The 24107-nt window shown below is 63.1% G+C and carries 29 protein-coding genes and 1 pseudogene; 16 read left to right on the top strand and 14 right to left on the bottom strand.

Going from position 1 to position 24107, the window contains the following annotated elements:
- The first annotated feature begins 80 nt into the window (after positions 1-80).
- From BVU17_01815 to BVU17_01795, 5 genes are read left to right on the top strand one after another with little or no spacing between them, the layout of a single operon-like run.
- Positions 81-1019 carry a branched-chain amino acid ABC transporter permease gene (locus tag BVU17_01815; protein ID AUG48809.1) on the top strand — a complete coding sequence of 313 codons (939 nt, stop codon included), beginning with the start codon at positions 81-83 and terminating at the stop codon, positions 1017-1019.
- Positions 1016-2107 carry a branched-chain amino acid ABC transporter permease gene (locus tag BVU17_01810; GenBank protein AUG46316.1) on the top strand — a complete coding sequence of 364 codons (1092 nt, stop codon included), beginning with the start codon at positions 1016-1018 and terminating at the stop codon, positions 2105-2107. The genes BVU17_01815 and BVU17_01810 overlap by 4 nt, the downstream gene beginning before the upstream one ends.
- Positions 2104-2862: an ABC transporter ATP-binding protein gene (locus tag BVU17_01805; protein AUG46315.1), complete on the top strand. Its 759-nt coding sequence runs from the start codon at positions 2104-2106 to the stop codon at positions 2860-2862. Before BVU17_01810 ends, BVU17_01805 begins: the two co-directional genes overlap by 4 nt.
- A complete protein-coding gene (locus BVU17_01800; protein ID AUG46314.1) occupies positions 2859-3602 on the top strand; it encodes an ABC transporter ATP-binding protein in 744 nt (247 codons plus the stop codon). Before BVU17_01805 ends, BVU17_01800 begins: the two co-directional genes overlap by 4 nt.
- Positions 3603-4286: a thiol reductase thioredoxin gene (locus BVU17_01795; protein ID AUG46313.1), complete on the top strand. Its 684-nt coding sequence runs from the start codon at positions 3603-3605 to the stop codon at positions 4284-4286.
- A gap of 8 nt (positions 4287-4294) precedes the next feature.
- On the opposite strand, the gene BVU17_01790 is transcribed toward BVU17_01795, so the two are convergent.
- Together BVU17_01790 and BVU17_01785 are read right to left on the bottom strand one after the other, a co-directional pair.
- Positions 4295-4693 (bottom strand): universal stress protein UspA, encoded by a 399-nt coding sequence (locus BVU17_01790; protein ID AUG46312.1) that lies wholly within the window; start codon positions 4691-4693, stop codon positions 4295-4297.
- Positions 4694-4801: 108 nt separating this feature from the next.
- Positions 4802-6208, bottom strand: a complete 1407-nt coding sequence (locus tag BVU17_01785; GenBank protein AUG46311.1) for a signal recognition particle protein — start codon at positions 6206-6208, stop codon at positions 4802-4804.
- 162 nt (positions 6209-6370) lie between these two features.
- On the opposite strand from BVU17_01785, the gene BVU17_01780 reads away from it, so the two are divergent.
- The 3 genes from BVU17_01780 to BVU17_01770 are packed head-to-tail and all read left to right on the top strand — an operon-like array spanning position 6371 to position 8408.
- Positions 6371-7279, top strand: a complete 909-nt coding sequence (locus BVU17_01780) for a malonate transporter (protein AUG46310.1) — start codon at positions 6371-6373, stop codon at positions 7277-7279.
- A 48-nt stretch (positions 7280-7327) separates the two neighbouring features.
- The gene (locus BVU17_01775) at positions 7328-7702 is read left to right on the top strand and encodes a cupin (protein ID AUG46309.1); all 375 of its coding nucleotides are present in this window, start codon (positions 7328-7330) and stop codon (positions 7700-7702) included.
- Between the two features lie 55 nt (positions 7703-7757).
- Positions 7758-8408 carry a 2-dehydro-3-deoxyphosphogluconate aldolase gene (locus BVU17_01770; protein AUG46308.1) on the top strand — a complete coding sequence of 217 codons (651 nt, stop codon included), beginning with the start codon at positions 7758-7760 and terminating at the stop codon, positions 8406-8408.
- A 51-nt stretch (positions 8409-8459) separates the two neighbouring features.
- Here BVU17_01770 and BVU17_01765 read toward each other — a convergent pair whose 3' ends face one another.
- The 8 genes and pseudogenes from BVU17_01765 to BVU17_01730 form a co-directional block, all read right to left on the bottom strand.
- Entirely contained in the window at positions 8460-8909 is a 450-nt protein-coding gene (locus BVU17_01765) for a cell wall anchor protein (GenBank protein ID AUG46307.1), read from the bottom strand.
- A gap of 351 nt (positions 8910-9260) precedes the next feature.
- Positions 9261-9496: pseudogene (locus tag BVU17_01760) on the bottom strand (hypothetical protein).
- A 288-nt stretch (positions 9497-9784) separates the two neighbouring features.
- Complete coding sequence (locus BVU17_01755; protein ID AUG46306.1) at positions 9785-11074, bottom strand: signal recognition particle-docking protein FtsY; 1290 nt, start codon at positions 11072-11074, stop codon at positions 9785-9787.
- Between the two features lie 7 nt (positions 11075-11081).
- Complete coding sequence (locus BVU17_01750) at positions 11082-11540, bottom strand: prefoldin subunit alpha (protein AUG46305.1); 459 nt, start codon at positions 11538-11540, stop codon at positions 11082-11084.
- Positions 11537-11710 (bottom strand): 50S ribosomal protein L18a, encoded by a 174-nt coding sequence (locus BVU17_01745; GenBank protein AUG46304.1) that lies wholly within the window; start codon positions 11708-11710, stop codon positions 11537-11539. The genes BVU17_01750 and BVU17_01745 overlap by 4 nt, the downstream gene beginning before the upstream one ends.
- 567 nt (positions 11711-12277) lie before the next feature.
- A complete protein-coding gene (locus BVU17_01740) occupies positions 12278-12943 on the bottom strand; it encodes a translation initiation factor IF-6 (GenBank protein AUG46303.1) in 666 nt (221 codons plus the stop codon).
- A 2-nt stretch (positions 12944-12945) separates the two neighbouring features.
- Positions 12946-13224: a 50S ribosomal protein L31e gene (locus BVU17_01735; protein AUG46302.1), complete on the bottom strand. Its 279-nt coding sequence runs from the start codon at positions 13222-13224 to the stop codon at positions 12946-12948.
- Positions 13224-13376, bottom strand: coding sequence for a 50S ribosomal protein L39e (locus tag BVU17_01730; GenBank protein ID AUG46301.1), 153 nt, complete (start codon positions 13374-13376; stop codon positions 13224-13226). The genes BVU17_01735 and BVU17_01730 overlap by 1 nt, the downstream gene beginning before the upstream one ends.
- Positions 13377-13552: 176 nt before the next feature.
- Here BVU17_01730 and BVU17_01725 point away from each other — a divergent pair, with 176 nt between their 5' ends.
- Positions 13553-14005, top strand: a complete 453-nt coding sequence (locus BVU17_01725) for a hypothetical protein (GenBank protein AUG46300.1) — start codon at positions 13553-13555, stop codon at positions 14003-14005.
- Here the strand turns inward: BVU17_01725 and BVU17_01720 are convergent.
- From BVU17_01720 to BVU17_01710, 3 genes are all read right to left on the bottom strand, one after another.
- A complete protein-coding gene (locus BVU17_01720; GenBank protein ID AUG46299.1) occupies positions 14002-14814 on the bottom strand; it encodes a ZIP family metal transporter in 813 nt (270 codons plus the stop codon). The two genes, BVU17_01725 and BVU17_01720, sit on opposite strands and share 4 nt — an antisense overlap.
- A gap of 254 nt (positions 14815-15068) precedes the next feature.
- Positions 15069-15632, bottom strand: coding sequence for a 2'-5' RNA ligase (locus tag BVU17_01715; protein ID AUG46298.1), 564 nt, complete (start codon positions 15630-15632; stop codon positions 15069-15071).
- A 42-nt stretch (positions 15633-15674) separates the two neighbouring features.
- Positions 15675-16073: a hypothetical protein gene (locus tag BVU17_01710; GenBank protein ID AUG46297.1), complete on the bottom strand. Its 399-nt coding sequence runs from the start codon at positions 16071-16073 to the stop codon at positions 15675-15677.
- A gap of 84 nt (positions 16074-16157) precedes the next feature.
- On the opposite strand from BVU17_01710, the gene BVU17_01705 reads away from it, so the two are divergent.
- The 5 genes from BVU17_01705 (at position 16158) to BVU17_01685 (ending at position 19749) form a co-directional block, all read left to right on the top strand.
- Positions 16158-16886 carry a hypothetical protein gene (locus tag BVU17_01705; GenBank protein AUG46296.1) on the top strand — a complete coding sequence of 243 codons (729 nt, stop codon included), beginning with the start codon at positions 16158-16160 and terminating at the stop codon, positions 16884-16886.
- Complete coding sequence (locus BVU17_01700; protein AUG46295.1) at positions 16883-17173, top strand: hypothetical protein; 291 nt, start codon at positions 16883-16885, stop codon at positions 17171-17173. The genes BVU17_01705 and BVU17_01700 overlap by 4 nt, the downstream gene beginning before the upstream one ends.
- Positions 17174-17230: 57 nt before the next feature.
- Positions 17231-17689 carry a hypothetical protein gene (locus BVU17_01695; GenBank protein ID AUG46294.1) on the top strand — a complete coding sequence of 153 codons (459 nt, stop codon included), beginning with the start codon at positions 17231-17233 and terminating at the stop codon, positions 17687-17689.
- Between the two features lie 82 nt (positions 17690-17771).
- Positions 17772-19019 (top strand): cysteine desulfurase, encoded by a 1248-nt coding sequence (locus BVU17_01690; protein ID AUG46293.1) that lies wholly within the window; start codon positions 17772-17774, stop codon positions 19017-19019.
- Positions 19020-19320: 301 nt separating this feature from the next.
- Positions 19321-19749 carry an SUF system NifU family Fe-S cluster assembly protein gene (locus BVU17_01685; protein ID AUG46292.1) on the top strand — a complete coding sequence of 143 codons (429 nt, stop codon included), beginning with the start codon at positions 19321-19323 and terminating at the stop codon, positions 19747-19749.
- 166 nt (positions 19750-19915) lie between these two features.
- On the opposite strand, the gene BVU17_01680 is transcribed toward BVU17_01685, so the two are convergent.
- Positions 19916-21922: a heme-dependent peroxidase gene (locus BVU17_01680; GenBank protein ID AUG46291.1), complete on the bottom strand. Its 2007-nt coding sequence runs from the start codon at positions 21920-21922 to the stop codon at positions 19916-19918.
- Between the two features lie 123 nt (positions 21923-22045).
- Here BVU17_01680 and BVU17_01675 point away from each other — a divergent pair, with 123 nt between their 5' ends.
- Positions 22046-22972: a peptidase gene (locus BVU17_01675; GenBank protein AUG46290.1), complete on the top strand. Its 927-nt coding sequence runs from the start codon at positions 22046-22048 to the stop codon at positions 22970-22972.
- A 1-nt stretch (position 22973) separates the two neighbouring features.
- A complete protein-coding gene (locus tag BVU17_01670; GenBank protein AUG46289.1) occupies positions 22974-24050 on the top strand; it encodes a hypothetical protein in 1077 nt (358 codons plus the stop codon).
- The last annotated feature ends 57 nt before the right edge of the window (positions 24051-24107 follow it).

The following is a 24107-nucleotide window of genomic DNA, read 5'->3' as shown; positions in this document are numbered from 1 at the left end:
CGCCTTACTTGATACACAAAAACTAGCATGATTAGGAATACGCAGATAGTACGAGCGGAGTGCAGTGGGGGGAGTCCGACGTGACGCTACTCGCGGACATCCTCACTATCTTACTAAACGGGTTGCAACAGGGTGCGATTTACGTCCTACTCGCGGTTGGACTGTCGATTATCCTTGGGACACTGAAGTTCGTGAATTTCGCCCACGGGGCACTGTACCTCGTCGGCGCGTATCTGGGGCTGTTCATAACTGGTCAGGTCCCGTTGAACAACGGCCAGTTAGCAGAGTGGGGCATCCAGTCATACGGCATCGGTCTGGGGTTCGTCGCCGCGCTCATCATCGTGCCGATTGTCGTGTTCGTCGTCGGCCTCCTGATGGAGCGATTCGTCGCACAGGCGTTCTACGACCGCCCCGACACGGACCAGATTCTCGTGACCTTCGGGCTCGCAATCATCGTCCAGGAACTGCTCCGGGCGCTGCTTGGCGGGAACAGCCAGCCGTTCCCACAGCCATCGTGGGCATCCGGCCCCATCGCGTTGCCCGTCGTTGGGAACTTCCCGCGCTGGCGACTCGGCGTCATCGCGATTACGGCAGTCCTCGTCCTGGGCGTGTACGGCCTCGTTGAGTACACTGACTTCGGACTCATCGTCCAGGCCGGTACCCTCGACGGTGAGATGGTTCGCCTCCTGGGAATTAAACTGAGCCGGCCGTACCTCGTCGTGTTCGGCATCGGTGCTGCACTCGCCGGCGTGGCTGGTGTCGTTGGCGGTCCGCTCGCCAATGTCAATCCGAACATCGGGACTGAACAGTTGGTTCCGGCGTTTCTGACTGTCGTTATCGGCGGCGTCGGGAAAATAGAGGGGGCCGTCGTGGCCGGGCTGATGCTTGGAACCCTACAGGTGCTCCTCATCCAGACTGGGTACGCCGCCTGGAGTCAGGTCGGTATCTACGCGCTCGCGGCACTCGTCTTGCTGGTGCGTCCGCAGGGTCTGCTGGGCTCGGAGGTGGACGTCTCATGAGCGACGAACCGGGTGACGCGACCGCCACGGCAGCGGCCGACGCTGAGGCGGAGGTCACCGGCGGCCTCGCCGACCGGTGGGCCAGCTTCCGCGACCGGGAGATATCGACGGTACTGCTCACAGTCGTGGGCGTGGCCGTCTTCCCGTTCCTCTTCAACAACTACCTCAACGGCTACACGCAGCTGGCGACGCTGATTCTCATCTACGGTATCTTCGCCGTTGGGTTCGACATCCTGCTGGGGTACACCGGCCTGCTGTCGTTCGGTCACGCCGTCTTCTTCGGGGGCGCAGCCTACGCCGCCGGTATCTTCAGCGCGAGCGTCAGTAGCTCGCCGCTGCTGGTGTTGCTCGCCGGCACGGCGTTTGCCGTGTTGCTGGCGTGGATCGTCGGCTTCCTGTCGCTGCGCCGCGGTGGGATTTATTTCGCCATCCTGACGCTGACGTTTGGCCAGATGTCGTTCTACCTGGCGGCCTCGCCGCTGGCCTTCCTGACGAACGGTGAGAACGGCTTCACCTCCGTGGACATCGGCAGCCTGCTGGGCGTCATCGACATCCACGGCGGCGTGCCGTTCCCGCTGTCGATGCTGGTCGACAACATGCTGTACGTGTTCGTGGCCGTCATGACGGTGCTGTCGGTCGCGATGGCGAACCGCATCCTCCACTCGCCGTACGGGACCGTGTTCCGCGCGATTCGAGAGAACGAGCGGCGGGCGGAGTTCGTCGGCCTCGACGTCTGGCGGTACAAGCTGATGGCGTTTATCATCTCGGCTGCCTTCGCCGGCATCGCCGGGAGCCTGTTCGCCATTGAGGGGAACTACGTGCCACTGGAGTCGCTGTACTGGACCGAATCCGGCCGCGTCGTCATCATGACTGTGCTCGGCGGCGTCGGGTCGCTGTTCGGGCCGCTGTTCGGTGCCGGCCTGTATCTGTACATCGAGAACATCGTCAGCGGGTTCGAGACGCTCGGCCCGTTCTGGCACCTCATTCTTGGTATCGTATTCGTCGTCGCTGTCGTCCTCTTCCCCAACGGGATCTGGGGCGGTATCGACTACCTTCGTGACATGGTTGTCGGGGGTGAGGACGAATGACGGTCCTCAAAACGGAACAGCTCACCAAACAGTTCGGCGGCCTCACAGCCGTCGACGAGGTGGACCTGGAGATAGAACAGGGGGAGGGCGTGAGCCTCATCGGCCCCAACGGCGCGGGGAAGTCGACGTTCATCAACCTCGTCACCAGGCGGCTCGAACCAAGCTACGGCGAGATCGCGTTCCAGGGGGATTCCATCATCGGGATGGACCCACACGAGGTCGTCCAGCGAGGGATGAGCAAGTCCTTCCAGACGGCCTCTATCTTCCCCGAACTAACCGTCAAGGAGAACGCGACCATCGCGGCACTGGCGGCCGAGCACGGCTCGTTCCGGTTCAATTTCTTCCGGAATCAGAACAGCTACCCGGCGGTCGACGAACTGGCGAACGAGGTCCTCGAGTCGGTCGGCCTGTACGACGAGCGGGAGAATCAGGCCGATAGCCTCGACTACGGGAACAAGCGCCGGCTCGAACTCGGCATCGCGCTGGCCGCCGAGCCGGATATGCTGTTGATGGACGAACCGACTGCCGGAATGAGCCCCGACGAAACGAAATCGACCGTCAAGCTCATCAAGCGAGTCAAGGAGGACCTCGACCTGACCTTCCTGCTTGTCGAACACGACATGGAGATCGTCTTCGACATCTCGGACCGAATCGTCGTCCTCAACCGCGGAGCAGTCATCGCGGAAGGGACGCCGACGGAAGTACAGAACGATCCTGCGGTACAGGAAGCGTATCTTGGAGGTGTCGAAGAATGACGCTGCTCGACGTGGACAACATCAACGGCTACTACGGCGAGAGCCACATCATCCAGGACGTGTCGATGAACGTCGATGACGGCGAAATCACGGCCCTGCTGGGCCGAAACGGCGCGGGGAAGACCTCGACACTCCGGTGTATCTCCGGGGCGACGCCGCCGGATGTCCGGAGCGGCCGTATCGAGTTCGACGGAACGGACATCACGAACCAGCCGCCAGAGGACATCGCCGTCCGCGGCATCTCGCTGGTCCCGGAAGAACGGCGCGTGTTCACTGATCTGACCGTCGCCGAGAACCTCCACCTCGCGGACACCGTCCGCAACAAGTCGAACACCTGGCGGCGGAAGCTCGACTTCCGCGACGAAGGGATGTCGACGGCGGAGATCTACGAGTACTTCCCGCGACTCGACGAGCGACGCTCCCAGAAGGCCGGCACGCTCTCGGGCGGTGAGCAGCAGATGCTCGCTATCGCCCGCGCGCTCCATCAGAGCACCGACCTGTTGATGCTCGACGAGCCGTACGAGGGGCTGGCCCCCCAGATCATCGAGTCCGTCGAGAACGCCATCGAACGTATCAGCGAGGACGGGACGACGATACTGCTGGTCGAGCAAAACGCCGTAGCGGCGATGAAGATTGCCGACCGGTGTTACGTGCTGGATCGCGGAGAAGTGGTCTTCGAGGGACCCGCCGAGGAACTACAGCAAGATCAAGAAACGCGCGACAAATATCTGGGTGTCTGAATGTCGGACACAAGCTCTCCCGAAGCGTTGCTTGACGCGCTGCAGTCGGAAGGCGTTGCCGTCATCGACGAGGAGACGGACGAAGTCAGCACGACAGAGGCATTCGAGGCCGACCGCGAGGTGTACTACGACACCTACGTCACGATGGGCGACGCGGAGTTCCACGAGTCCGTCGCCGACGTGTTCGGCCTCGATTCGGCTGCCGAAGCGGCCGAGCGCGTCGACGAACTCGACGTCTCGCGTGAGGAGTTCGCCACGTTCCTGACCCTGCGGTCGAACGTCGACGGCTCCTACACCACCGTGGAACTGACGACGATGGCACAGATGGCGACCGAACTGGGACCGGAGACGCCGGTCCCCGACGGGGTCGAACATCTAGACGACGACAGCTACGAGGCCTTCGTCGACGCCCACGAGCGGTGTGTCGTGACCGTATGGAAGCTGTTCTGTGACCCCTGCGAAGCGATGAAAGAACAGTTAGACGACGTCCTGGCCGCGTTCCCGGACGGCGTTCCGGTCGGCGGCATCGCCGGCGAGCGGTCGCCGGAGTTCTGTCGGTCAGTCGGTGTCAACGCGGCGCCCGCCGTCGTGCTGTTCGAGGACGGCGACCCCGTCGAGCGGATCACTGGCCGGACGGACCCGTCGCCGCTCGCTAAGCGGGTCGAAGAAGTGTACGGCGTCTGACCGCGGCGTTACTCTTCTTCGCCGCTACAGACCAGCACGGAGCGGTCCGTGCCCAGAATCACGCTCTGTGTGACGCTGCCGAACAGCACTTTACCCGTCGGCGTCCGCTTGCGCCCGGCGACGACAATCATGTCAGCGTCCTGCTCGTCAGCTAGCCGGAGGATGGCGTCAGCCGGTTCGCCGCTCGACTCCTCCAGAGCCACCTCGACGCCAGCCTCTTCGAGGACTTCCCGTGCCCGACGGATAGAGGCCACCTGATCGACGGACGCACCTTCGGGGTTCTCCTCGAAGTCGTGTAGCAACGTGACGCGGACCTGGCTGGCGTCCATCGGAATCTCGGTTATCGCTTCCGCGATGGCGGTCCCACGAGCCTCACTTTTGTCTATCCCAGCGACAATTTCGTACATGCTCGCTTTATCCGTAGGACGGGCCAACCCTTAGTTCTGGCCCGGATTTCGAATATAAATCATCAAAATAGCGTAGGGTATCACAGTCCGCGACTCGACACAGCGGCGTCAGTCGCCGAACGGCCCCATGCCGCCGCCCATACCGCCCATGCCGCCACCACCGCCACCGCCCTGCTGCATCTGTTTCATCATCCGCTCCATGTCGCCGTCGCCCATGCCCTGGAACTGCTTGAGCATCTGCTCCATCTGCTTGTGCTGCTGGAGGAGTTCACGCACGCGCTCCTCGGGCTTGCCCGAGCCGCGACAGATGCGTTCGGTCCGGGACTGACCGACGACGCGGGGGTTCTCCAGTTCCTCCTCAGTCATCGAGTCCATGATAACGTCGAAGTCACGCATCCGCTCCTGTGTCACGTCCATCGCGTCGTCGGGGAGCTGATCCATCAGCCCGCCGCCCAGGCCGGGAATCATGTCCATCACCTGGTCGAGCGGCCCCATGTTGTTCATCGTCTGCATCTGCTTGCGCATGTCCTTGAGGGTGAACTGCCCCTCTAGCATGTCCTCGGGGTCCCAGTCCTCGTCGTCGCCCTCTTGGGTCTCCTCCATCGCGCGCTCGACGCGCTCGGTGAGCTGTTTGAGGTCGCCCATGCCGAGCAGTCGAGAGATGAACCCCGACGGTTCGAAGCGCTCGATGTCCTTGACCGTCTCCCCGGAACCGAGGAAGGCGATGGTCGAGTCCGTCTCGTTGACGGCGGCGAGCGCGCCGCCACCTTTCGCCGTCCCGTCGAGTTTGGTGATGACGACGCCGTCGATGCCGATGGCTTCCTCGAAGTCGGCGGCCTGGCTCTTGGCGCTCTGGCCCATCGCCGCGTCCAGCACGAGCAGGTCCCGGTCGGGCTGGACCTCCTGCTCAATGCGCTCGATCTGTTCGATGAGTTCCTCGTTCAGGCCGTCACGACCTGCCGTGTCGACGATACGAACGTCCGCGTTCGCCGTCGCTTCCAGCCCGTCGCGGGCGATCTTCACCGGGTCGTCCTCGTCGGGGTCGCCGTAGAAGTCGACTTCAGCTCGTTCGGCCATCTCCTTGGACTGGTCGTACGCACCGGGCCGGTCCGTGTCAGTCTGGATGATAGCCGGCCGGAGTCCTTTCGTCGAGAACCACCACGCCATCTTCGCGGCCGTCGTCGTCTTCCCCGACCCGTACAGGCCGGCGAGCATGATGGTCTGCTCTTCTAGCGGGAGTTCGGTCGACTCGCCGACGAGGTCGACCAGTTCCTCGTAGACGATTCGCAGGACCCAGTCCCGCGGGGTCGTCCCCGCCGGCGGTTCCTCATCCAGCGCGCGTGTTTCGATGCTGTCGGAGAGGTCCTGCACGAGCCCGACATCCACATCGGCCTGCAACAGCGACCGCTGAATCTCCTTGACGATGTCCTCGATGTCTTCTTCAGAGAGCCGGGATTTCCCCCGGAGGTCGTCAAGTGTCCCCCGGAGTGAACTCCCCAGATTGTCGAGTACCATTGTTGGCGCGAGATACGCGACGGTGCGGGTAAAGGCTTGTTGTCGGGCCGCCACGCCCTGGCTGGGAGCGGAACCGACTCCCTCCGCGCGGGAACTACATGATTAAAATTCGCTTTCGCCTGTGACGAAAGGGTCAAGCGTTCGAACCGATTGGGCACCAACATGGCCGTTCTCGGGCAGCTCGGGTTCATGGTCGCGTTTCTTTCGACCGGCGTCGCTGCCGGTCACTTCGGGCTGCTGACCGAGCGGCGGACGGATATCCTCACCACACTCGTCTTTACCGTCGCGCTGCCGGCGCTCATATTCCGGTCTACCTACAACCGCCCGTTACAGGAGATTATCTCGCCGGCGCTCCTCGGGGGGTTCTGGGCCGTCATCGGACTGACGATAGCGCTGGGCTGGCTCGTCCATCGACGGCTAGAGTCGGCGGGTCGCCGGAGCGTGTCGGTCGTGCAGTCGTATCACAGCAACATGGGGTTTCTCGGCCTGCCGCTCGTAGCGGCGACGATGGGCAGCGAAGCGACAGCCGTCGCCAGCGTCATCCTCGGCATCGGCGCGGTGACTCACGTCCCGGTGACGGTGTTCCTGCTGGTCCGCATCAACGGCAGCGACGCCTCGCTGCTGGGCGAGTGCAGGAAACTCCTCACGAACCCCGTTCTCATCGCACTGGTGGCCGGTATCACAGCCTCGGTCCTGTCGCTGTCCGTTCCGGAGCCACTCGTCGGTGCGCTCGGTCCGCCGGCCGAACTGGCGCTCCCGGTCGCCCTGCTGTGTATCGGTGCGACGCTCGACACGGACCTCCCCGTGGCGGACCTGCAGAAGACCGTCAGCGTCGTCGGGCTGAAGGTGCTGTGGATGCCGGCGCTGGCGTGGCTGGTGTACTCCTCGCTGTCGATGGACACGACGGCGCTGAGCGCGGCGGTTGTGATGCTCGGCACCCCAACGGCGGTGTCGACGTACGTCTACACGACGGAACTCGGCGGCGACGCGGCGTTTGCCTCGCTAAACGTCTTCACGTCGACGGTCGTCTCCATCGGAACGCTTTCGCTTCTCGTCTGGCTGTTCACCTGACACTGCGCCGTGGGCACGCTTTTGCCCGCCGACGCCCCCACCGACGATATGGGCTATCATCAGATCGACCCACGGGACCTGTCAGAAACCGAGGACTACCCCTGTGACCGGCGCGGCATCTCCGACGCCGCCGAACTCCACGCGCTCCATGCGGCCACCTACGAGATGGCCCCCGGCGAAGACCTCTCGCGGACCTACCACTACCACGAGACGCGCGAGGAACTGTTCTACGTCCTTGAGGGGACACTTCACGTCGAAACGCCCGACGGGGAGTACGTTGTCTCGTCCGACGAAGCGTTCGTCGCCGAACCGGAAAGCCCACACCGTGCCCACAACCCTGCTGATGCCGACGAGTCGGTTACTGTGCTGGGCGTCGGCGCGCCGCCGACCGATATCGCGCGCCCGTACAACCCGGACGCCTAGCGAGTGAGCCGGCGGTTCAGACACGCTTTTCAGCCACCCCACCACAGTTGCGCCTATGACGAGCAAACAGGCGGTACAACAGGAACTGGTCGACAGCGGCGTCACGGCAGTCCTGCGCGGGATTCCCGAGGAGAAAATGGTCGACGTGGCGACGGCGGTCCACGAGGGCGGCGTCACGGCGCTGGAGCTGACGGCCGACGCAAAGCGCTGTTCGGACATGATCGCCGCCGTCGACAAGGCCCTCGACGATACCGACGCCATCATCGGGGCCGGCACTGTCATGGACGCCGCCGCCGCCAGAAACGTCATCGAGGCGGGCGCGGAGTTCGTCCTCGCGCCGAATCTCAACGAGGACGTCATCGACGTCTGCAACCGCGAGGGCGTCCTCGCGATTCCGGGCGTCATGACGCCGACGGAGGCCGCCGCCGCGATGGAAGCTGGCGCGGACATCCTGAAGATGTTCCCCGCTTCGACTGTCGGCCCGGGTCACATCGGCGCGCTGCAGGGGCCGCTGGGCGATGTCCCGATTATGCCGACCGGTGGTGTCTCGACTGACAACGTCGACGAGTACTTCGACGCTGGCGCAGTCGCCGTCGGCGCAGGCTCGGCGCTGGTCAACTACGAGGCCATCGAAAACGACGACATGGACGGCGTCCGCGAGCAGGCCGCGGCATTCGTCGACGCCGTTGAAGCCGCCCGAGAGTAACACCAGACGTACCCGGCCGGACAGAACGCGGTCCGGCACGGCGTCAGCGGCTTATGTGCCGGTTTCGTTGGCAGTCGTTTCGTTGCCCGACTCGTTTCCGGCCGTGTCGGTCTCATTACCGGGCAGACCGGTTTCGTTATCCGGCAGTTCGGTCTCGTTGCTTGGCAGGTCTGTTGCGTTGCCCGGCCCCTCGGTATCGTTGCCGGGTATGTCGGTTTCGCCGTCCGGCATCCCGGTCTCGTTTTCGTCGAATTCCGTCTGGGTATCGGTTCCAGTTTCGCCCTCGGTGTCGGACGCAGTCTCCATCGCCGGTTCTGTGTCGTCTTCCGTCATCGCATCAGTCGCTGCTGCCGTGGGTGTGTTCGGGGCTTCACCACCTCCGCCGTCAGTTTCCATCGTGCCGTTCCCGCCGCTACCGCCAGTGTCACTACAGCCAGCGAGCGCTACGAGTGCGCCGCCTGCGATTTTGATAACGTTTCGTCGAGTTGTGAGTCGTCCCATAGCGTTTGCCCGAAGACCACCAGGGCAGTTTATGAATGGCCTGCTAAGCGTCTGACAGGGAGCCGACGGAACGAATTAGACACATCCGAAGGTGGGCCGGTCCACAGAACAACGATAAACAGTCTGTGCCAGACCCTGATTCGTTCAAAGCCAGTATTTCGTCCGGTTCACCGGGAGTTCTGGCTTTGATTGCCCAGACATTGAGGTGTCGCGGTGTTGTTCGGTGCCCGGCTTATATGTATGCATACTGTTCCCAAGCAGTTATCAAACACATAGACATCTGCGCCTCTGGGAATGCCGGCCTGCTCCGCACTGTGACGGACAGCCGTTCACCGGTCAGAACTCATCCACTCAGCCCCGTTTAGCAACGTAATAACGCGTGTGTCCAGCAGCAGTCTCCAGCCTGCGGGAACTCCCATCGCCGCAGTTCTCGTCACTGCCAACTGAGACAGCGGGCAGCAACTCGCCCCCGCCAGTTACGACCGCTGCTCGTCAACAGGGAGAGGACGATCATCCGGAGACGGCCCGACGAGTTCAGGTGCGACATCAGCCGGCGCGGCTTGCCGACAGTAGCGGCCGTCAGACATCGCTATCTCCCCCGTTGACAACATCGCTGGAAACGTCGCGTCGTTCGGTTGTCTGCATTGGTGTCACGCTACGATAGTGTGTACGTCAGAGATGCACAGCGAGTGACTTCAGCGCGCTCCTGTCGGCGAAAACGACCACACCTCCGCTCATGTAGTAATATTTGCCGCATCGAGTGCAGTGGGCCCTCGGCAGAAGCGTGTGACCGCTCCGTGTTTTCCACGCACAGGGTGCACAATAGCTACGCACAGCCCGGAGGCTGCGGCAACAATAACCGCAAAGTAAGAGGCCTACTCGCCGATGAGACTGTCGACGATTTCCTCGGGGTCGAACGGTTCGAGGTCGTCGTAGTCTTGGCCGGTCCCCAAGAAGAGAATTGGCTTGCCGGTGACGTGGGCGACGGAGATAGCCGCACCGCCCTGCGGGTCGGCGTCAGCTTTCGTCAGGATCGCCCCGTCTATCTCAGCCGCGTTGTTGAATTCGCGCGCCCGATTGACGGCGTCCTGACCCGCGACCGCCTCGTCCACGAACAGCGTCATGTCGGGGTCGATGTTACGGTCGATCTTCGCCAGTTGGGCCATCAGGTCATCGGAGGTGTGGAGTCGGCCAGCCGTATCACCAAGCACCACGTCGATGTCGTTGGCCTTTGCGTACTCGACGGCATCGTAGACAACCGCCGTCGGATCCGACCCCTGCTCGTGGGTAATGATCTTCTTGTCGAGGTTCTCGGCGTGTTTCTCCAGTTGCTCGTTCGCGCCAGCGCGGTAGGTGTCGCCGTTGGCGAGCACCGTCGAGAGTCCACGGTCCTCGAAGTACTGGGCGAGTTTCGCAATTGAGGTCGTCTTCCCGACGCCGTTGACGCCGGTGAACACGATGGTGACGGGCTTGTCCGCCTGCTGGACGCGCTCGTCGAAGTCGAACTGGCCGACGTTGATGACATCGTACAGCGACTCTCGGAGTGCGTCCCGGACGAGGTTCCCCGTGCTAGAGAGCCGTCGGCGGGTCTGGCCCGTGAGATTCTCCTTGACGCCGTCGAGGATTTCGTTGGCGACGCTCATCTCCACGTCGCTCGACAGCAGCGCCAGTTCGAGGTCGTCGAGGTGGCTCTGCAGGTCCTCCTCCTCAATGACCGTCTTCCCGGTCGCCATGAGCTTCGCCTTCGCGGCGAGGCCGCGGCCACCGTCGTCTTCCTCAGACTCCGAATCGGCTTCGGACTCCGAGTCCTCCTCGGTCGCCGCGGCGGTGTCCGACTGTGACTCGTCGTCGGGGACCGCGTCCGTGTCTTCGAGTTCCGTAGCCGACGCTGTGGCTGACTCCTCTGTCGCCATAGAGTCCGCTGCTGGCGGTTCAGCGTCAGCCTGTTGCTGGTCGGTCTCGGCTGTCGCTTCCGCCACCCGCGTGTCGTCTTCGGACGGCTGTGCGTCCGGTGCGGGCTCGGATTCAGTCTCTGCATCGGCAGGCACGTTCCCATCTGCCTCGCCGGCGTCCGGTTCGTCCTCCGCTTCGAGCGCGTCGTCGTCGACATCTTCCTCGACGTCGCTCGTGAACCCGCTGAGTTTGTCCTTCAGTCCGTCGAACATGGCGGCCTTACTCGTCTTCCTGCTCTTGCTGTTGCATCATCTGCTGCATCTGCTGCTGTTGCATCTGCTGGGCCTGCTGTTCGAGTTCCTCCATCTCGGTCTCGACTTCGGCCTTCTCTTCCTGCAGGTCGCTGATGTGGTCGTCCAGCGTTTCCTTCTTGGTTTCCAGCGTGTCGACAGCGCCGTCCTGTTCGCGCTCTGCGGAGTAGCCGCCACCGAGAGAGACGACAACCTCGTCGATGTCCTCGATAGTCGCGCGGATGTAGGCGTCGCCGCCGAGCGGGACCTGCACCGTGGAGCCGGAGTCGAGCGTTTCGATGGCCTCGATGGCTTCGTCGATGTCCGTCTGCTTCTCGCGGAGGCGTTCGATTTCCTCGTCGATGGCGTCGACTTCCTGCTCCATCTGTTCGATTTCCTGTGCGACCTGCTGCATCTGACCGCCGCCACCGCCGCCACCGCCCATCATGCTGCCACCTCCTCGATTGTGATCTGCGTGCGCTTGAGGTTGTGCTGGGAGCCGAAGTCGCTGTAAACGCGCTCCTCAGCGACGTTCTCGTTTGGCGCCTCGACCTCCTTCTCGAACTCCTGTGGGCCGTCTCGGGCCGGGAAACTACCGCGAACAGTGTACGTGCTCATACACGCAGATGCGGGCAGGGCAGGGAAGTATCTTCCCCTTCCGCCTTTTTCCAGTAACGCAACTGTCCGCGACAGAACCAACCAGTATTCACCACTCTCAGACCCGGGCAGTCCGATACCCACATATCAAGAAACGGGCGAAATACCTCTATTCACTGGGTTCTGGCGCGTACACCATATCACCACCACACTCCGGGCAGGACGGCCGGAGTACACCTGTCGAGTAGTCACACTTCCGGCAGACGAGGCGGTTCTGGTCTTCCGCAGTCGGTGTTCGCTGGACCATACGTGATGTTTGGGAACGCACTATATTATTCTTTGACACGATCTATCATGGTCACTGACCCCGGCGGATTTGGCCGGACACCACATACGTTGAGATATGAGCGAGACAACCTACCAGTGTGAGTGTGGTGCGACTCTGCGCTTCAGGCAGGATTTGACGCTGGAGCGGGGCGGGACCAGCCGGTCCTGGGCGTGTGCTGACTGTGGACTACCCGTTCCGGGCGTGGTGGCAGAGAAACTCAGCCACCAGCATCCATCCTGAGTGGTGAAAGAGAAGTCGCGTCAGTCGATGTAGCCCAGCGCCTGGTCGATACGGCCCAGTTCCGGCCCGGAGGTGTCCGAACCACAGACGTAGCCGTGATCGTTCGCGACCAGCCCGGAGCCGACGAGCGGGCCACCGTAGTTGATGGTCCCGATGTCGGCCGGCACGTCGAGGATGTCCTCAAGGGCATCGAGTTCGCCGTCAGTGGCCTTCGGATGGCAGAGGACGCCCTTGTTGGTGGCGACGGCGGCGGTCCCGACAGTCGTGACACCGGCGATGACACCGCGTTCGATGGGTACGTCTAGCCCGTCCTTGATCGCCTGCACGGCCTCTCTGGAGAGGTCGGGGTGGACGTACGCGCCGTAGTCGTTACAGCAGACGACGTTGCCGGCGGCGTTGATCCGGCCGGGCAGCCGCGTCACGGGCACGTCGACGACGTCCTGAATCCGTTCGATTTCGGTCTCGCGGACGCGTTCGGAGACGACTAGCCCGTTCTCGTTGCCGGTTGCGAGCGCGCCGACGGTCCCGGAGCGGCCAACGGTGGTCGGCACGGCCGGAACGTCGAGTTCGTCGCTCAGGTCGTCAAGCAGCGATTCGTCTAGGTCTGGGCGAACCAGCACGCAGTCGTCGGTCGCACGGGCGAACACACCCACGTACGACGACCCGGAGAAAGCCGCGCGGAGCAACGTTACTCTGCGGTCTCTGCTTCGACGATGGCTTCGCCCTCTTCCTCGAAGCGGGCGGCGCGAACACGGATTTTGCTCGGCGTGTTGGCGCGACCGCGGGCCCAGGCCGCCTCGTTGATGGAGGGGTCCAGACGGACGGCGTCCTCGTCGACAGAGAAGTGCTTGGCGAGGTGCTCGCGGATGAGGACCATCGCTTTATCTGCGCGCTTGTGGTTCGGTTCGGCTCGCGCGTCTCGGAGCGGGACGGTGACGACACGCTCCTCGAAGTCACTGGCGCTCATTATTCGTCAGTATCGTTGCGCCGCCAGTGGCGTCGTTTGTGGTTGCGCTGGACCTCGCGGTCCGTCTTGAGCATGACCCAGGCCGGGACTCGACTGTTCTGGTTGTCGAGTTTGGCCAGTCGCTTCTTCGTAGCCTTCGATTTCTTACCCATGGTATGGTGCTTGTTCCGTGCCGTGGTTTAAATTCCTTCCTTTTCGAACCCGTTATCAGCGACTATAACTGCGGACGTAGAACTAAGTAGAGCGCAACCCTGATTATCAATGGATGAAGCGCCGGAGATTCCTCCAGACAGTGGGTGTCGGTGCAACAGCCGTTGGCTCTGGTTGCATGGGTGGTGGCGGCGAAGTCGTCGTCAGCGTGAAGCAGGATGTCAGAGTCGAGCCACACGAGGCGTGGATAAAAGAGCGGATTCCGGACGTATCTGACCCCGGCGGTGAGCTACAGTATATTGTCAAGTCTGAGACGCCGTTCAACGTGTACTTCTTCACTGACCGTGCGCAGTTCAAGCAGTACGATGCGTACATCAAGGGTCGAGAACCGGACGAGACACCGCCGGGGAACCCCAAATTCAGCCAGACAGCAGTTCAGCCAAAGGGGTCGGATATCTATCAGGCGTCGACAGACGACGGCGGCGCACGAGAGTCACTTGACGAGCCCGGACCGTACTTTTTCGCCGTCGACCACTCGAACTACCGGATGGAAACCCGGGTTGACGACTACGACGACCCGCTAAAGGCCTTCGTCGATCTCACGGTCATCCGGAACAAACTCCCCTTCTAGACGAACGCCAGCGGCACCATCGCCAGCACTCCGACAACGACGCCAGCGAGGAGTTCGCGTTTGCCCCCACCCGGCAAACCGCCGCCGTACTCCAGCGCCTCTGGGACGAACTCCGTGAGCACGAGATACACCATCGCTCCGGCGGCGAAGCCAAAGCCGAACGGGAGAAACGCCTTCGCCAGCGTGACGAAGTAGTACGCGATAACGGCCCCAAGCGGCTGTGGCAGCGAGGAGAACACTGCCCACCAGACCATCTTCCACTCGCTGACGCCCAGCGAGCGGAGGGGGATGGCGATGGCAGTCCCCTCGGGGATATTGTGGATAGAAATGGCGACCGTCATGAACACTGCCAGCAGCGGGACGGAGACACCGACAAGACTCACGGCGGAGTCTGGCGTCGCCGATTCCAGCCCAAGTTCCGCGAAGGAGACGCCGACAGCCACGCCTTCCGGGAAGCTATGGACAGTCAAAATGCCCAGAATCAGCAGGAGTTTCGTGAAATCCGCCTGTTCGAACTCTTTGGGTGACCTGTCGAAGTCGTCCAGAAGTTCGTGCGCCACGGCCACAAGCGCGACCCCGGCGAGGATTCCGGGAACCAGCAGCACCGGCGACCCGTAGGCCAGCCCTTCCCGGACGAGGCCGAACAGCGAGGCGGCGACCATGATCCCCGAGGCTAACCCCCACAGCAGGACGTTCCATCGGTCAGAGAACTCATCCACCAGAAAGAACGGGATCGCACCGAGGCCGGTGGCGAGTGCCGTAAGCAACCCCGCGACAAACACGAAGACGACGTTCTCGACGGCGACCATATCGGTCCTACGCCACTCGGACCGATAAAAATTGTCACTAACCTGATTTGTTTTGGCTAACCTAAACGGGCAGCCAGACGCTGTCGATAGCTACTCGGGGGTCTAATTGACGCCCCTGGAAGGAATACCGCCCATGCTACAGCGGTCGCAACGCCGTCGCGCAGCTCGTATAAATATTATTACAATAAGCGCCGGCCAAAACCGTCTGTCTGGAAGTCGGACCGGCGTAGCCGTCTGACTGTGACGACACACGTTTACAGCGGCACCGATTCGACGGTCCGGTACGTCGGTCCGTCGGGGCCCAGCTCACTCTCCTTGAGTCGGATTTCCTCGACCAGCAGGCGACCCACGTCGGGGTCGTCGTTCTCGACTGCGTTCTGTACTGTCTCTTTGCCGCCGGCATGGTCCATTCTGGCGACGGTCGCGTGGGGTGTGAACTCGTGGTCCGCCGGCTCGAACCCCATCGCGGCGGTCCTCTCTTCGATAGCGTCGTGCAGCGCAGTCAGTCTCGTGCCACCCTGGCCCTCGCGGACGCCAACCCAGACAACGCTGATATAGGACAGCGACGGAAAGACGCCGAAACCGCCGAACTCGGCTTCGAACGGCTCGATGCCGCTGTCTTCGACCGCGGTTTCGAGTGCGGTGACGATGTCACCGACACGGTCCGGGTCTGTATCGCCAAGGAACTTCAACGTGATATGAGCCTGTTCGGGGTCGGTCAGTCGAAGACCCGATACCCCGTCGAAGCGTGCCTGTACGTTCGCAACCGCGTCTTCGAGCCCGTCCAGGTCGACGCTGACGAACAGGCGCTTGGCCATAGCTAGCGGTTCCGGTCGTGTCCGCAAGAAAGCTACGACGGGTCAGTGGCTGCTGTGCTCCGGGGCCGTATACCACCGCCAGAGACTGTGTCCGAGCCCCAGAGCGACCATTGCGACCGCGATGCCGGAGAGAGCGGGGACGGCGGTGTCGGGCAGCAGTGTGAGGGAGAGCCGAGCGAGGATGGCCGCCACGAGCAGGAGACCCACCCGTGCTCGTTCTCGGAGCGTCTCTGCCGGACTGGACACCCAGCGCCAGAACCCCGATAGCTGCGCGTAGTACTGCCCGACGAGAGCCGCCAGAACGACCGTTCCAGCGACGCCCGCTCCGGCAGCGGGCAGTGACAGCGGAACCTCGTTCGAAGAGATAACAGCCCAGCCGACGACCGCGAACACACCCCCGGAGAAGACGAGCAACGCGTCTACTGCCAGTGGGTCCCGCATATCCGGGAATTCGACCGCAGGACACCTATATCTTCACGAGCCGTGGACGTAGCCCTTAACCGGATTGGCCGTCAATCAGGAGGCATGACAGACCACGACGACGACCACGCTTTCTCCGAGGGGCAGGGGTTCGACGACCCCTACGAGGGGTTTGACCTCGAACCCCCGGAGTTCGAGGTCGACCCGGACAAGGTCGACCCCGTCGACTCCCGTGTCGTCACTGACCTGCTGGACCAGCGGAACATCTCCTCCGACGCCGTCGACCCCGAGCAGCTGCTCGATGTCGGGCTGGAGTACATGCACATCAACCGTCACGAACAGGCCGCCGAGACGTTCGAGCGCGTCGCCCAGTACACGGACGACGAGCGGCTCAAACAGGAAGCCTGGACGAACAAGGGCGCGGCCCACGCGGAACTCGAGGAGTGGGACGCCGCTATCGGCGCGTACAAGGAAGCCCTCAATTTCGACGAGGAGTCCGATCACGCCGCCACGGCGGAGACGAACCTCGCGTACGCGCTGTGGAAATCGGGCCGCTCCGAGCAGGCGCTCGAACACGCCGAGCGCGCCGTCGAAATCGACCCCCGTTTCGGCGAGGGCTGGTACAACCGCGGCTTCTTCCTGCTCGAACGCGGGCTGGCTGACGAGGCCATCGACGCCTTCGACAACGCGGTCCGACTCGGCTTCCGGAACGCCGACGTGCTCGAAGAGAAGGCCCGCGCCCTCGAAGAGGTCGGCGAGTTCGACCGCGCCGAGGAGCTGGCCGAGGAAGTCGACGAGATGCGCGAGGAGGCCGAACAGCAACTGCTTGAATGATACTCAACGAACGCGACACCGACGAGGGGCTGCTCGTCTCCGTCTGTGACCCCGACATCATGGGCGAAACGTTCGAGAACGGCCCCGTGTCACTCACCGTCAACGAGGAGTTCTACGGCGGCGAAACGGCTACCGAAGACGAAATTGTCGACAGCCTCACCCGGTGTTCGGTCGCCAACATCGTCGGCGACGACGCCGTCAGCGTCGCTGTCGAACACGGCTTCGTCGACGAGGAGAACGTCCTCGATCTGGGCGAGACGCGCCACGCGCAACTGCTCTGGATGTAGCGCCACCGCACGCCCGACCCCGACAGTCTTTGCACACGCCCGTCGACAGGGGTACGTATGTATTCTCGAGACCACGCCATCGTCTCCGCGGCCGTCGGGGCCGCTGGCGTTGTCGTCCTGCCCCTTTCGCTCCCCTGGTGGGCCGCTGTCGGTTATGCGGTCGTCGTCGGCGTCGCCATCGACGTCGACCACTTCGCCGTGGCTCGACTGGAGAGCGGAGACTGGGCCGCGCTCCGCCGCTGCCTCCGGAATCCAAAAATTGTGCTGCTTGACCAAGACAAAATTTTCGGCCCGCAGGACCTCTGGCCGCTCCAGCGGCTCCTCAGCCACCACCTCATCGGCGGTCTCGCGGTCGGGAGCCTCTGGCTCGTCTCCGAGCCGCTATCGCTGTTTACCGCCCTCGTCCTGTACGCCCACGTCCTCGGGGACCTCGTCTGGGACAACTACCTGCTGGAGACCTACCGGGAACAACACGCGATGGCCGCCACATCCGTGTCCGAGTCTGACTCCGAATAGGGCGAGGAACGGCCGCTACCGGGTGGAAAGAGTTCTAGGTGAACCGAAGGAATGTTGCCTGTTGAGCCCTTGAACAGAAGTAATGGGACACGCTGAATCTGAACTACTGGACGTGGAGCGTATCCGCGAGGACTTCCCCATCCTCCAGCGCGAATTCGGCGGCGAACAAGTGGTGTATCTCGACAACGCAGCCACCACGCAGACGCCCGAACCCGTCGTCGAGACCATCGCTGACTACTACCGGACGACGAACGCCAACGTCCACCGCGGCCTCCACCAGCTCAGCCAGGAGGCCAGCGTCGCCTACGAGGACGCCCACGACCGCGTCGCCGAGTTCATCGGCGCGTCGGGCGAGCGCGAGGAGATCATCTTCACCAAGAACACCACCGAAAGCGAGAACCTCGTCGCCTACGCCTGGGGCCTGAACGAACTCGGCCCCGAGGACGAGGTCGTGCTCACGGAGATGGAACACCACGCCTCGCTGGTGACCTGGCAGCAGATCGCCAAGAAGACCGGCGCGACCTGTCGGTACATCCGCGTCGAGGAGGACGGCACGCTGGACATGGACCACGCCCGCGAACTCATCACCGACGACACCGCGATGGTCAGCGTCGTCCACGTCTCGAACACGCTCGGGACAGTCAACCCCGTCTCAGAACTGGCGGACATCGCCCACGACCATGACGCCTACATCTTCGTCGATGGCGCCCAGTCGGTGCCGAACCGACCGGTCGACGTGGAGGCCATCGACGCCGACTTCCTCGCGTTTTCGGGCCACAAGATGGCCGGTCCGACCGGTATCGGCGTTCTTTACGGAAAAAAGCACATTCTCGAAGAGATGGAGCCGTACCTCTACGGCGGCGAGATGATACAGAAGGTCACCTTCGAGGACGCCACCTGGAACGACCTCCCCTGGAAGTTCGAGGCCGGAACGCCGGTCATCTGCCAGGGCATCGCGCTGGCGGAGGCCTGTGACTACCTCGACGACATCGGCATGGAACGGATTCAGCGCCACGAGGAACAGCTCGCCGAGTACGCGCTGGAACAGCTCCAAGCAGAGGGCGACGTGGAGACGTACGGCCCGCCCGCGGGGACGGCACGGGGTGGTCTGGTCGCGTTCAACCTCGATTCGGTCCACGCCCACGACCTCTCCTCGATTCTCAACGACTCCGCCGTCGCCATCCGCGCCGGCGACCACTGCACCCAGCCGCTCCACGACAAGATGGGTGTCCCGGCGTCTGCGCGTGCGTCCTTCTACATCTACAACACGCGCGAGGAAGTGGATAAATTGGTTGAGGCTATCGACGACGCGCGTCAGCTGTTCGCGTAATCAATCTCTATCGCGCGCCCTCGGCGCGCGGTTTCCCCCGGACGCGAACGAAGTGAGCGTCCGGCCTCTTTCGCCACCGAAGGACTCGCTTTGCTCGTCTTTCGAGCCTTGCTTCGCGCTGCTCAGCAAGACCACGTTTTTCCAGACGTGGTTCGAACGCGCTCGGAGAGCGCGACTCGAACCCGACGCAGAAAAAGGTGGCTCGGAACCCTTTTCCGACTGACAGCCGTATCATAGCTCAATTATGGGTATCGGTGGCTCGGAACCCTTTTCCGACTGACAGCCGTATCATAGCTCAATTATGGGTATCGGTGGCTCGGATATGTACCGGCAGCAGATCCTCGATCACTACAAGAACCCCCGGAACTACGGGGAAATCGAGGACCCCACGTTCACCCACGTCGGCGAGAACCCGATGTGCGGCGACGAGATACGGATGGACGTCGTCCTCGACGAAGACGAGGAGACCATCGAGCGGGTCGCCTTCCAAGGCGACGGCTGTGCCATCTCACAGGCCTCCGCGTCGATGCTCTCACAGGAACTGGCTGGGATGGCGGTCGAGGACCTGGAGGCGATGGACCGCGACGACATCACGGAGATGCTCGGCGTCGACATCTCGCCGATGCGGGTGAAATGCGCCGTCCTCGCCGAGAAGGTGGCACAGGACGGCGCGGAGATCTACTTCGGCGAGAAGGACATCGACCGGACGACGACCGAAGACGACGACTAAGACGGGTAGAAACACCGCTGCTATTCTCTTGCCTTTCAGTCCAGGATAGCGCAGGCTATGCCAGGCAACGACTACGACGAGCGACCCGGGTCGAAAACGACGGTGGCGAACTACAGTTCTGGCGGCTTGTCGCCGAGTAGCGGAGAAGTGGACTGACGGCCGGTCGTCAGGCCAGGAACACGTGCCGCGGTCTGTCGGCCAGCACGTCACGGCCCCAGTCGACCGTCTCCGAGAAGTCGTCGGAGCGGAAGAAGGCCATCGCGTCCTCCTGTGAGTCCCACTGGCTGGCGATGAACATGTCGTTCTCGTCGTCGTGGTTGAACAGCAGCGAGGTCTCGCGGTGGCCGTCCATCTCTTCGAGCAGGCCGCCGACCGTGTCGAACTTCTCGACGAAGTCGTCGTGGAACTCGGGCTTGACCGTGTAGAACATCCCCATCGTCCCGAACCCGTCGCCCTCGCCGTGGCGGCCGACGACGCCGGGCAGGTCGGTGAGGTAGTCGCTGGCGGTCTGTGCGGCGTCCTCAGTGCCCCATAGCGATGCGACGGCCGAGAGGTTGCCGTCGGAATCGCCATACACTGTCGTCTGGACGTGGGTGTCGTAGCGGTCGAACGCGCTCCGGAGGTCCGCGACTTCCGCGTCGAGCGTTTCGGCGTCGGCTTCGGAGTACACCACGAGAGCGTACACGTCCTCACCGTGTGGTTGTCCGGCGTAGACGCCCGCCGATTCGAGCGTTTCGCGGATAGACTGCGATGACTCTGCGGTCTGGGCGTCACTGCCGTCCTCGGTCTCTTCGCTTGCGGCCCCTTCGCCGAGGGAGCCGCCGAGCTGTTCGTCAACGCCGTCGATGTCTTTCAGGAACCCGGCTGCCGTCTCGGCGGCGTCTTTCGCCGTCCAGATACTGACAACGTAGGTCTGCCCGCTGTCGGCGCGCACAGCCGTCCGGACGTGGCGGTCGTAGTGGTCGAAGTTACTCTCGAGGTCGGATACGTCGTCGACGATGTCCTCCGCATCGGCCGAGGAATGGAACACCAGCGCGTAGTCGCCGGCGTCATACGCGTCGCCCTCGTGCAGCCCCAGCCGGCCGAGTCGCTGTGCGGCGTCGTCTATCTCTTCGAAGTCGGCCGAAACGTCAGGCCGGCCGCCCGAGCTACTGCCGGAATCCGCGTCCTCGTCGGACGACTCCTCGGCGTGGGGGTGGTCACCTTCGCCGGCGCTTCCGGGATGGGTCCCGCCGTGGCTGTCGGTGTCTCCACCGGCGTGTACCCCCGTCTGTGCACCGCTTGCCGCTGGCTCTTCGCCGTGGCCGTGACTCGCGCCGGTGTCGGTGGGCACATGCTCGTGTTCCGCAACATCCGCCGGCGTCTCCGGAACCGACTCGTCGTCGGTCGGCACCCGCTGGCCAGCCAGAACGGCCGGCAACTCGGACGGGTCGAACTTCCGGCCGACGTAGAAGGGACCAAACTCTGCGAACTGCGAGGTCGAGGGGTCGAAGCGCATCTCGGTCAGCAGTTCTTTGATGTGGCGCATGTCGTCGCTCCAGAGCGTGATGCCCCACTCCCAGTCGTCAAAGCCGATGGAGCCGGCTATCATCTGGCTCACCTCGCTGCCGTAGCCGCGGCCGATATCGCCGTGCCGTTTTATGTGGGCCGCCCGCTCCTCGAAGGACGTATCGTACCAGTTCTGGTCGGGCTGGCGGCGCTTGCTCATCGGGTAGAAACAGACGAACTCCTCGTCAGGCACGTCGGGGTGGAGCCGAGCCTGAATGTACTGGGCCAGCCCAGAGTCGTCGTCGACCTCGCCCTCGAAGTACTCGCGGGACTTCTCGGTGTAGCCCGACGCCTCCGTCACGGAGACGTAGGAGAATTCCTGCTCGGTGAAGGCGGCGAACTCCGTCTGCTCGAAGTGCCGTTCGGCCGCGTCGAGGTCGCCCATCGTCGGCCGCAGGTGGAGGATCATGATGTCGGCCTTGTGGCCCATGACGGTGTACACCGCCGTCTGGCCCTCGTCGGCGTCTTCAACGGCTTCGTAGGCGTCGAGGAAGCCGATACCCTCAGAGAGCGCACGGTCGCGGACTCGCTGGGGGGCCTCGCGCCAGGCGTCCCAGTCGATGCTCCGGCAGTCGTGCAGCGCGTACCAGCCCTCTTCCGTGGCTGGCGGCTTTCGTTGGTCCATAGTCGCCGGTTACAGGTCGATAGTAAGGAAACTTCCCATGTCGTTCCGGGATGGCGACTTCTGGGCCAGCAGTTCAGGCTATGCTTTTATTAGTCCGACGTGACAGCGAATCGATGTTGTCGTATGAACAACCCAATCGATAGACGGGTCGCGACTGCCCTCCAATCATATACGGTACTTGCGGTTATTGCCATTCTCATTGGTGCCGCCGTCGTACCGTATGCGGCGTCGGTCGCCGAGGGTGACGAACAGTACGTCGCTGTAGTGAATATCGACGAAACGATTTCCAGTTCTAGCTCACAGGACACGGTACAGCAGCTCCGTGAACTCCGCAGCAACGAGTCAGTTGAAGCGGTCGTCCTGCGGATATCGAGTCCCGGGGGAAGCGCCGCCTCCAGTGAGTCCATGTATCTGGCCGTCAAGCGGCTCGCAGCGGAGAAGCCGGTGTACACGAGCGTCGACCAGTACGCCGCCTCCGGCGCGTACTACACCGCGGTCCCGAGCGACCGCATCTACGTGACGCCGGCCAGCCTCGTCGGCCACGTCGGCGTCATCGGAACCGCACCGAGTGACGGACTGAGCCCCGCCGCCACTACTGGCCCCGACAAGGCCCATCGAGGGATGACACGGGACCAGTACTACGCCAGCCTCGAGTCGATGAAACGAGCCTTTGTCGGTGCGGTCATGACCGAACGCGGTGACAGGCTCAACGTCTCCCGAGAGACTGTCGCCGAAGCCTCGGCGTATCAGGGCGGTCGCGCGGTCCAGACCGGCTACGCAGATGAAGTCGGCGGACTCGAAGCCGCGATAGCCGGTGCAGCCGACGCTGCTGGCCTCTCGGAATATCAGGTCGTGTACCACAACCCCGCGGACCCACAAGGGCTGTTCCTCCTCGCCGGCGGGAGTGAAGCCGGTGGGAACGCGACCGTCGTCGCCGAGGGCGCACCGTACACGTTCCAGGGCGTCGACACAGTCCACTTCCTCATGATATACGGCACGCCGGAGAATCAACAGGTCGTCTACAACAGTACCGCACAGGGAGGTGCCTGAAATGTCAGCCGATAGCTCACGTTCGAGTCCAGTCGTCCGAGCAGGGTTTTTCGCTGGGATACTCGTCCTGTCGGTGATTGTCGGCACCGTCGCGATTGGTGGCGGCGCACAATCAGCCCCAGATGTGTCCCAGGTGAACGCCCCGTCGTTCAACAGCGGCGAGTCCGTCGCAACGCCGGCAGACGAGAGCGGTGAACTCTCGATGTCGGCCGACGCGTCCGGGAAGGTCGTCGTTATCGATGTCGCTCACGCCGGTGATATCGACCGCGAAGCGCTCACGCCGCTCGTCTCGACCCTGACCGAGAACGGAGCGACGGTCCGCTACCACGTCGGTGAGCGACAGAGCGGGAGCCCACTCAACGAGTCCCTCCGCTCGGCTGACGCCCTCGTTGTTCTCGGCGCAGAACAGCGCTACACCAAGAGCGAACTGAACGGCCTCTCCGCGTTCAGCGATGCGGGCGGTCGCGTGCTCTTGCTGAACGAGCCGTCACAGGCGAGTCCCGCCGGCTTGGGACTGTTCGGCCCGATTCGGTCGGATAGCGTAACCAAGCCGATGGCCCCACTGGCGAGCCAGTACGGCCTCTCGTACGGGAACGGCTACCTGTACAATATGCACGAGTACGACACGAACTACCAGAACGTCTACGCGACGCCGACGGGCGAGACGGAACTCACCGAGGGCGTCGACCGAGCGGTCTTCTACGCCGCGATCCCCGTTCAGGGCGGTGACACCGCACTCACGACGACGGAACAGACAACGCTCTCGAAGACCCGGCGACAGGACACGTACGGCGTCGTTGCCCGCTCGGGGAACGTCGCCACCGTTGGTGATACGAGCGTGTTCACGCAGGAGTTCCTCTACCGGGCCGACAACGAGCAACTGGTCGGAAATCTGCTTGACTTCCTCGTCACAGGCGAAAAATCACCCGCAGACGCACCGCGGCCCCCAGAATCGGGTAATTCTGGACCTGGCGGCTCGCTCCCCGGTGCTGGAACAGGCAGCGGCGGTGTACTGCCGTCCGAACCGGATGCCACCCCAGCGCCCGACCCGAACGAGACTGTGATGTCCGACGAGTAAGACATCACCACGCGTTTTCGCTGGAAGTACTGGTAGACAGGTACCGCCGAACCGCGG

This window comes from Haloarcula taiwanensis (genome assembly GCA_002844335.1).
GTDB lineage: Archaea > Halobacteriota > Halobacteria > Halobacteriales > Haloarculaceae > Haloarcula > Haloarcula taiwanensis.
This window is presented reverse-complemented; position numbering and strand designations above follow the sequence as displayed.

Bases quoted from the DNA above. Each gene is read 5' to 3' on its own strand.
- BVU17_01810 (AUG46316.1), top strand. From the start codon at position 1,016: ATGAGCGACGAACCGGGTGACGCGACCGCCACGGCAGCGGCCGACGCT.
- BVU17_01755 (AUG46306.1), bottom strand. From the start codon at position 11,074: ATGTTCGACGGACTGAAGGACAAACTCAGCGGGTTCACGAGCGACGTC.
- BVU17_01700 (AUG46295.1), top strand. From the start codon at position 16,883: ATGATACTCAACGAACGCGACACCGACGAGGGGCTGCTCGTCTCCGTC.
- BVU17_01705 (AUG46296.1), top strand. From the start codon at position 16,158: ATGACAGACCACGACGACGACCACGCTTTCTCCGAGGGGCAGGGGTTC.
- BVU17_01775 (AUG46309.1), top strand. From the start codon at position 7,328: ATGGGCTATCATCAGATCGACCCACGGGACCTGTCAGAAACCGAGGAC.
- BVU17_01680 (AUG46291.1), bottom strand. From the start codon at position 21,922: ATGGACCAACGAAAGCCGCCAGCCACGGAAGAGGGCTGGTACGCGCTG.
- BVU17_01770 (AUG46308.1), top strand. From the start codon at position 7,758: ATGACGAGCAAACAGGCGGTACAACAGGAACTGGTCGACAGCGGCGTC.
- BVU17_01800 (AUG46314.1), top strand. From the start codon at position 2,859: ATGACGCTGCTCGACGTGGACAACATCAACGGCTACTACGGCGAGAGC.
- BVU17_01730 (AUG46301.1), bottom strand. From the start codon at position 13,376: ATGGGTAAGAAATCGAAGGCTACGAAGAAGCGACTGGCCAAACTCGAC.
- BVU17_01670 (AUG46289.1), top strand. From the start codon at position 22,974: ATGTCAGCCGATAGCTCACGTTCGAGTCCAGTCGTCCGAGCAGGGTTT.
- BVU17_01750 (AUG46305.1), bottom strand. From the start codon at position 11,540: ATGATGGGCGGTGGCGGCGGTGGCGGCGGTCAGATGCAGCAGGTCGCA.
- BVU17_01695 (AUG46294.1), top strand. From the start codon at position 17,231: ATGTATTCTCGAGACCACGCCATCGTCTCCGCGGCCGTCGGGGCCGCT.
- BVU17_01685 (AUG46292.1), top strand. From the start codon at position 19,321: ATGGGTATCGGTGGCTCGGATATGTACCGGCAGCAGATCCTCGATCAC.
- BVU17_01745 (AUG46304.1), bottom strand. From the start codon at position 11,710: ATGAGCACGTACACTGTTCGCGGTAGTTTCCCGGCCCGAGACGGCCCA.
- BVU17_01785 (AUG46311.1), bottom strand. From the start codon at position 6,208: ATGGTACTCGACAATCTGGGGAGTTCACTCCGGGGGACACTTGACGAC.
- BVU17_01735 (AUG46302.1), bottom strand. From the start codon at position 13,224: ATGAGCGCCAGTGACTTCGAGGAGCGTGTCGTCACCGTCCCGCTCCGA.
- BVU17_01780 (AUG46310.1), top strand. From the start codon at position 6,371: ATGGCCGTTCTCGGGCAGCTCGGGTTCATGGTCGCGTTTCTTTCGACC.
- BVU17_01675 (AUG46290.1), top strand. From the start codon at position 22,046: ATGAACAACCCAATCGATAGACGGGTCGCGACTGCCCTCCAATCATAT.
- BVU17_01795 (AUG46313.1), top strand. From the start codon at position 3,603: ATGTCGGACACAAGCTCTCCCGAAGCGTTGCTTGACGCGCTGCAGTCG.
- BVU17_01725 (AUG46300.1), top strand. From the start codon at position 13,553: ATGGGTGGTGGCGGCGAAGTCGTCGTCAGCGTGAAGCAGGATGTCAGA.
- BVU17_01805 (AUG46315.1), top strand. From the start codon at position 2,104: ATGACGGTCCTCAAAACGGAACAGCTCACCAAACAGTTCGGCGGCCTC.
- BVU17_01765 (AUG46307.1), bottom strand. From the start codon at position 8,909: ATGGGACGACTCACAACTCGACGAAACGTTATCAAAATCGCAGGCGGC.
- BVU17_01720 (AUG46299.1), bottom strand. From the start codon at position 14,814: ATGGTCGCCGTCGAGAACGTCGTCTTCGTGTTTGTCGCGGGGTTGCTT.
- BVU17_01710 (AUG46297.1), bottom strand. From the start codon at position 16,073: ATGCGGGACCCACTGGCAGTAGACGCGTTGCTCGTCTTCTCCGGGGGT.
- BVU17_01690 (AUG46293.1), top strand. From the start codon at position 17,772: ATGGGACACGCTGAATCTGAACTACTGGACGTGGAGCGTATCCGCGAG.
- BVU17_01790 (AUG46312.1), bottom strand. From the start codon at position 4,693: ATGTACGAAATTGTCGCTGGGATAGACAAAAGTGAGGCTCGTGGGACC.
- BVU17_01715 (AUG46298.1), bottom strand. From the start codon at position 15,632: ATGGCCAAGCGCCTGTTCGTCAGCGTCGACCTGGACGGGCTCGAAGAC.